Origin of the sequence: Micromonospora radicis (genome assembly GCF_003583405.1) — a bacterium.
In the GTDB taxonomy this organism is placed as follows: domain Bacteria; phylum Actinomycetota; class Actinomycetes; order Mycobacteriales; family Micromonosporaceae; genus Micromonospora; species Micromonospora radicis.
Map to the genome: position 1 here is coordinate 150,403 of NZ_QXEC01000013.1, position 6,529 is coordinate 156,931.

Sequence of the window (6,529 nt, forward strand, 5' to 3'; positions counted from 1 at the left end):
GCCGACTCGGCCGCCCTTGTGCGACGTGCGCTACGGCCGTCCTGAGTCGCCCCGGGCGCCGACTGCTCCGCGCGCCGGATGTCGCCGACGCCAACGCCCGCGGCCGGGCCGTCAGCACTCGGCGAGGTGCGCGGTGTCCCGCAGCACGCGCCGGGACCGGGCCGCCCCGATGCCCTTGGCCTGGTACATCGCCGCGTCGGCGCGGTCGAGCGCCTCGGTCAGCCCGGTGCCGTGCACCGGTGCCAGCCCGACCGAGGCGGTCACCCGGAGCGTGGCGGTACCCAGCGGGATCGGCGCGGCGAGCATGTCGCACAACCGGCGGGTGGCGTGCTCGATCCACCGGTGGTCGACGGTCGGGGTGACCAGCAGCCCGGCGAACTCGTCGCCGCCGAGCCGGGCCACCAGGTTGTCACCGGCGAAGGCGGCGAGCCGCTCGGCGACGCTGATCAGCACGTGGTCGCCGGCCGCGTGGCCGTACCGGTCGTTGATCTGCTTGAAGTCGTCGAGGTCCAGCACGACCGCGACCAGTGGACGGCCGGCGCCGTCGGTCAACAGGGTCGCGGCGAGCCGGTAGAAGGCGCGGCGGTTGGGCAGCCCGGTCAGCGGGTCGTGGCTGGCGGCGTGCCGTTCGGCGGTCAGCTCGGCCTGTAGCCGGCCGATCTCGGCCTCGGCGCGGACGGCCCGGCGTCCCAGCTGCCAGGAGGAGAGCAGCGCTCCCACGGCGCAGATGCCGGACGCGACGGTCAGCGGATCCGGCACCAACCCTCTCCCTTCGCCGTGACGCGTGCCCAGCACCGGCCGACGGGGTCGCAGACACCTCGTTTCCCCTGTTGGCGGCCAGGTTTGCGTAACAGATCGTGAGCGGATGGGCACCGCGTACATGCGCTATCATGCTCGCTGTCCAATGCAGATGCAATAGCAGATGCACGTGCATATCGCCCGATGTCCACACCGTCCCCTCGTGCCGCTACCGCTCCTCCCACGGCGCCGGCGCCAATCGGAGAGAACACACCCATGCCGCAGCAGCCGCCAAACGGTGTCCCCGTCCACCAGTTACCGCCCCTCGCCTGGCAGAAGAGCCGGCGCAGCAATCCCAGTGGAAACTGCGTCGAACTGGCGGAGTTGCCCGGGGGAGCGGGGATCGCGATGCGAAACTCCCGGCACCCGGAGGGGCCGGCGCTGATCTACACCGTCGACGAGATCGCGGCGTTCGTGCTCGGCGCCCGTGACGGCGACTTCGATCACCTGATCGGCTGACCTCGCATCCCATTGACGGGATTAGCCGCGCCGGGACGGAGGTTCACCTCACTCATGGTTCATGGCATGCTTACACGTCGGTCGGGCCGGTCCAGCGGCGCGACCGCGGACGGCATGCGGAGGACGGCAGGTGACCATGGTTTCCGCCGAGGAGGGCCCGGCGGCGGGCCCGACCGTGCTGCGGATGCTGCTGGGTGCGCAACTGCGGCGGCTGCGGGAGTCGCGTGGCGTGACCCGCGAGAACGCCGGCTGGGAGATCCGCTCCTCCGAGTCGAAGATCAGCCGGATGGAACTGGGCCGGGTCGGCTTCAAGGAACGCGACGTCGCCGACCTGCTCACCCTCTACGGCGTCACGGTCGAGCAGGAGCGTGCCGCGCTGCTCAAGCTGGCCCGCGACGCCAACAATCCGGGCTGGTGGCACCGGTACGGCGACGTGCTGCCCTCGTGGTTCCAGTCCTACCTGGGCCTGGAGGCCGCCGCGGCGCTCATCCGCAGCTACGAGGTCCAGTTCGTGCCGGGGCTGCTACAGACCCGCGAGTACGCCCGCGCGGTGGTGCTGCTCGGTCACGGTCAGGCCGGGCCGAGTGAGATCGACCGCCGGGTGGATCTGCGGATGCGGCGCCAGGACCTGTTGCGCCGACCGCGTCCACCCCGGTTGTGGGCGGTGGTCGACGAGGCGGCGCTCCGGCGTCCGATCGGCGGGCCGCAGGTGATGCGCGGCCAGCTTCAGGCGCTGATCGAGGCGACCCGAACCCCGAACGTCCGGCTGCAGGTCATCCCGTTCGCCGCCGGTGGGCACGCCGCCGCCGGTGGTGCCTTCACCATCCTGCGCTTCGGTGACCAGGATCTGCCCGACATCGTCTACATCGAGCAGTTGACCAGCGCGCTCTACCTCGACAAGCGGGAGGACCTCGAGTTCTACGCGGTGGCCATGGAGCGGCTCTGCGTCGAGGCCGAGCCGCCGGAGCGTACGCCCGAGATCCTCGAACGGATGATCGCCGACCTCGACGCCGAGTGATCCCACCGGGTACGCGCACCGAGCGTGAGGGTGGGTGGTGCGCCGGCGGGCGGACCAGGCAGACTGGGCGACGATGTCGCCGCTGACCCCCAACCTCCGGTTGCACGACCGCTACGTACTGCACGACCGCATCGGCCTCGGAGGCATGTCCGAGGTGTGGCGGGCCGACGACGAGATCCTGGGCCGACCCGTCGCGGTCAAGGTGCTCGCCCGGACGCTCGCCGTCGACCCGGAACTGCGGGCCACCATCCGGCGCGAGGCCCGCGCCGCGGCCCGACTCACCCATCCACACGTCACCCAGGTGTACGACTACGGCGAGGCCAGGCTCCCCGGTGGGATCGTGCCGTACCTGGTGATGGAACTGGTCGACGGGCGCAACCTCGCCGATCGACTGGCCGACGGGCCGCTGCCCTGGCCGGCGGCGCTGCGGATGGGCGCGCAGGTCGCCGCGGCGCTGGCCGCCGCGCACCAGATCGGGGTGGTGCACCGCGACGTCAAGCCCGGCAACGTCATGCTCACCGAGACCGGCGCCAAGGTACTGGACTTCGGCATCGCCGCCCTCGCCGGGCCGCTGCCCGCCGCCCAGGCCGGACCGGCCGCCGAACCCATCATGGGTACCCCGGCGTACACCGCACCGGAGCGGTTGCGGGCCGAGGCGCCCAACCCGGCCAGCGACGTGTACGCCCTCGGCGTGCTGCTGTACCGCACCCTCACCGGTGACCTCCCGCTGCCCGTGCAGAGCTGGGAGGACGCGTTGGTGGCGCACGCCAACCGTCGTCCGGTGGCGCCCCTGAGGCTGTCGGGGCTGCCCGCCGACGCCGCCGACCTGGTGCTGGCCTGCCTCGACCCCGACCCGAGCCGACGGCCCACCGCCGGGCAACTGGCCGCCCGGTTCCGCGACGCCGTCAGCGGGGTGGCCGGCCCGTCCACCACGGTGCTGCCGATCATCGCCACCACCGCGACCCGGTCCAGCTCCACCGTCACCGCCGACGACGAGCCGGCCGGGCCGGGCACGCATCCGCCGACGCTCGTCGACCGCACCGGCACCTGGCCCGGCACCGCCGCGCCGAGGGCCGGTTCCCGGTCCACGAGTCCCCGGCCGTCCGCCGGCCGGGCGCGCGCCGACGGACCCCCCGGGCGGCGGCCCGGTCGGCCCCGCCGCCCGGGACCGGCACCGGCCAACGCACTGGTCGCGGCCGCCCTGGCCCTGTTCGTGGTGCTGGGCGGGCTTCTCTGGCTCGGCAACCGCGGCGACGAGTCGGCCACGGCCGCCGCCGGTGCCACCCCGCCGACCACCTCGGTCGCACCGTCCCCGACCCGGCCCGCCCTCACCCCGTCGACGCCGTCGACCGAACCGGTGGACCTGCGCGGGCTCGCCACCGAGTTCATCGCGACGCTCACCGAGGCGCAGCTCACCGACGACGTCGACCGCAAGGCCGCCGACCGGCTGCGCAAGGACCTCGCCAAGCTCGTCGCGGGCAAGCCGAAGGACCGCGAGAAGCGGATCGACGACCTACGCGAGCGGATCGAGGACGAGGCCGAGCACGGGCGGATCCCGGCCGAGTTCGCCGCCCGGATGGACGACCTGCTCGACCGCCTGGAGGCCAACCTGCCCGAGGACGACTGACCGTCCTCAGGTGAGCGTGGCGCGGACGTACTCACCGGGCTCGGTACCGGCGCGGGCCAGCACCGAGCCGTCCGGCGCCCAGATCCCCGAGCGGCCCGCCGGCTCGGCGAAGCCGCCGCCGGTCGGGCTGGCGAAGCTGGCCACCGCGACGAAGATCCGGTGTGTGGTGGCGATCCGCGACGCCCGCTCGTCCACCATCGACCGATCGCTCGCCAGTTCCGCCACGGAGGCCAGGTATCCGTCGACGCCGAGGGCACAGGTGGCCGCCGCGTGCTCCGCGACCGAGGTGTCCTTGCAGATGGCCAGGCCGAGCCGCCAGCCGTCGACGGTCAACACGACCGGCTCCGGGCCCGGCGTGAACCGGCGGGCCTCGACCGCACCGAGCCACACCTTGCGGTACACCACCCGGACACCGGTGCCGTCCACCGCGAGGGTGGCGATGTGCTCGCCGACCACCGGCGCACCGACCAGGGCCAGGGTTCCGGTCGCCGCGCAGGCGTCCACGAGCGGTGCCAGCCGCGGATCGCCCGGGTCGACCGGCGCGGCGTCCAGCTCGTAGCCGGTCAGGGAGAGTTCCGGAAAGACCACCACCCGGGCCGCGGCCGCGCCGACCAGCGCCGCGTGCGCGGCCGCGTTCGCGGCGACGTCGTACGCGCGGCAGGCCGGCTGGGCGACGGCGATGTCGAGGGGACCACGGATCGACTCCTGCACCCTGCGGAGCCTACGAGTCCGGCCTCCGGAAAGTCGATACCGGCGTAACGCGTCCCAGGTTCGGTTCGTAGCGTGTGGGCATGATTCGAGCCCCACACACCCTGTCCGGTGCTGAGGTCGTCGGCCAGTCCGCGCCGCCCGAGGACGGACTGGTCGGCTTCGTCACCGACCTGATGGAGCGACTCGGTGCCCCCGGGGCCGGGCTGGCCGTGGCGCTGGAGAACCTCTTCCCACCGATCCCGAGCGAGGTGATCCTGCCGCTGGCCGGGTTCGTCGCGGCCCAGGGCCGGATGAGCCTGGTCGGGGCGATCTTCTGGACCACGCTCGGGTCGGTGGTCGGCGCGCTGGCGCTGTACTGGATCGGCGCCGCGCTCGGGCGGGAGCGGACCCGGGCGATCGCGGCCAAGCTGCCGCTGGTGAAGCTGAGCGACATCGACCGGACCGAGGAGTGGTTTCTGCGGCACGGGGTGAAGGCCGTCTTCTTCGGCCGGATGATCCCGATCTTCCGGAGCATGATCTCCATCCCGGCCGGGGTGGAACGGATGCCACTGCTGACCTTCGCCGTCTACACCACGCTGGGCAGCCTGATCTGGAACACCGTCTTCGTGCTGGCCGGCTACCTGCTCGGCGACAACTGGCACCTGGTCGAGGGGTACGCCGGCATCCTGCAGAACCTGGTCATCGTCGGCTGTGTGCTCGGGCTGGGCTGGTTCGTGGTCACCCGGCTGCGCCGGTCCCGCCGGGCCGGCGGGCTGCGGGCCAACGACTCCGGGGCCGGGCTGACCGACGCCGCGCCGACCGGCGTACCGGACCCGCAGGGCCGTGGCACCATCTACCGCAGCGCCTGGGCCGACGACCAGCGCGACCGGGGACCGGGAGAGGGCTGATGCCGTGGTGACCAGCGACGGGCCGCAGTGGGCCGACGAGGTCGGGGTGGTCGAACTGCCCGGCGGGGTGCGGGTACGTGGCCGGCGGATCGCTGACGTGGTCTCGCCGGCCGACTTCGGCCTGCTGCTGGCACCCGGGCCCACCCCCTCGTGGGCGTACCGGCGGGTGCGGTGGCCCGACTTCTGGGTGCCGACGGACCGGGCCGACGCCCTCGACGCCCTGGGCGAGGCGCTGCGCCGCGGGTACGCGGGCGAACGGGTCGAGGTCGCCTGTCGGGGCGGGACCGGTCGTACCGGCACCGCCCTGGCGGCCCTGGCCATCCTCGACGGGCTGCCCGCCGAGCAGGCGGTGGGCTGGGTCCGGGCCGTCTACCGGCCGGGCGCGGTGGAGACGCCCTGGCAGCGCCGCTGGCTACGCCGGCTGCGCTGAGCCACGCGCAACGCCACGGGCGGGACCGAGCCGCTCGGCCGCCGGAGACGGCGCCGCTCGGCCGCCGCTGCCGTGCCGCTGCTCGCCCCGGCGGGCAGGGTCGGGCATCCGTACGAGCGGGCGCGCGGCGGGCGGGGCCGAGGCCCACCACCCACCGCGCGCCGTCGACCCGTGCCGGGTCAGCGCGCCACGCAGGGCCGGGCCAGGTTGACCAGCTCGGCGGGGCGGTTGCCGTCGACCCGGCCGATCGCGGTGGCGATCCGGTTGATGGCGGCCACCCGCTTGTCCTCCAGCGGGCCGACGATGGCGTTGCGGACGAAGTTCGCGCCACCCTCGGGCCGGACCGCCAGCTGCGCGAGGCGGGCGTCGGCCTCGGCGATCTGCCGGTCCAGGTTGGCCAGTTCACGCTGCACCTCGGCGGCGGCCTGGTTGGGCACCGCGGGCAGCCGGTCGGCCACGCTCGGGCAGCTCACCTTCTGCGCGACGCCGGCCCCACCGTTGTTACCCGCGTTCCCGTTGCCCGCGTTCCCGTTGCCCGCGTTCCCGTTGCCCGCGTTCCCGTTGCCCGCGTTCCCGTTGCCCGCGTTGCCGTTGCCCGT

At 73.8% G+C, this 6,529-nt stretch carries 7 protein-coding genes and 1 pseudogene; 5 read left to right on the plus strand and 3 right to left on the minus strand.

Annotated elements, in window-relative coordinates; translation table 11 throughout:
- Positions 1 to 111 precede the first annotated feature (111 nt).
- The gene (locus tag D2L64_RS15630; RefSeq protein WP_119577167.1) at positions 112 to 759 is read right to left on the minus strand and encodes a GGDEF domain-containing protein; all 648 of its coding nucleotides are present in this window, start codon (positions 757 to 759) and stop codon (positions 112 to 114) included.
- 255 nt (positions 760 to 1,014) lie between these two features.
- On the opposite strand from D2L64_RS15630, the gene D2L64_RS15635 reads away from it, so the two are divergent.
- The 3 genes from D2L64_RS15635 to D2L64_RS15645 all read left to right on the plus strand — a co-directional run bounded on the left by D2L64_RS15635 (position 1,015) and on the right by D2L64_RS15645 (position 3,902).
- Positions 1,015 to 1,257, plus strand: coding sequence for a DUF397 domain-containing protein (locus D2L64_RS15635; RefSeq protein ID WP_119577169.1), 243 nt, complete (start codon positions 1,015 to 1,017; stop codon positions 1,255 to 1,257).
- Positions 1,258 to 1,441: 184 nt separating this feature from the next.
- Positions 1,442 to 2,275, plus strand: coding sequence for a helix-turn-helix domain-containing protein (locus tag D2L64_RS15640; RefSeq protein ID WP_407663111.1), 834 nt, complete (start codon positions 1,442 to 1,444; stop codon positions 2,273 to 2,275).
- Between the two features lie 73 nt (positions 2,276 to 2,348).
- Positions 2,349 to 3,902 carry a serine/threonine-protein kinase gene (locus D2L64_RS15645; protein WP_119577207.1) on the plus strand — a complete coding sequence of 518 codons (1,554 nt, stop codon included), beginning with the start codon at positions 2,349 to 2,351 and terminating at the stop codon, positions 3,900 to 3,902.
- A 6-nt stretch (positions 3,903 to 3,908) separates the two neighbouring features.
- Here the strand turns inward: D2L64_RS15645 and D2L64_RS15650 are convergent, their stop codons facing one another.
- On the minus strand, positions 3,909 to 4,601 hold the full coding sequence (locus tag D2L64_RS15650) for a carbon-nitrogen hydrolase family protein (protein ID WP_119577209.1): 693 nt from the start codon (positions 4,599 to 4,601) through the stop codon (positions 3,909 to 3,911).
- 92 nt (positions 4,602 to 4,693) lie between these two features.
- On the opposite strand from D2L64_RS15650, the gene D2L64_RS15655 reads away from it, so the two are divergent.
- Positions 4,694 to 5,500, plus strand: coding sequence for a DedA family protein (locus tag D2L64_RS15655; protein ID WP_119577211.1), 807 nt, complete (start codon positions 4,694 to 4,696; stop codon positions 5,498 to 5,500).
- A gap of 4 nt (positions 5,501 to 5,504) precedes the next feature.
- The gene (locus tag D2L64_RS15660; RefSeq protein ID WP_233558972.1) at positions 5,505 to 5,930 is read left to right on the plus strand and encodes a protein-tyrosine phosphatase family protein; all 426 of its coding nucleotides are present in this window, start codon (positions 5,505 to 5,507) and stop codon (positions 5,928 to 5,930) included.
- Between the two features lie 179 nt (positions 5,931 to 6,109).
- Here the strand turns inward: D2L64_RS15660 and D2L64_RS15665 are convergent.
- A pseudogene (locus D2L64_RS15665) lies at positions 6,110 to 6,529 on the minus strand (hypothetical protein); the annotation flags it as partial.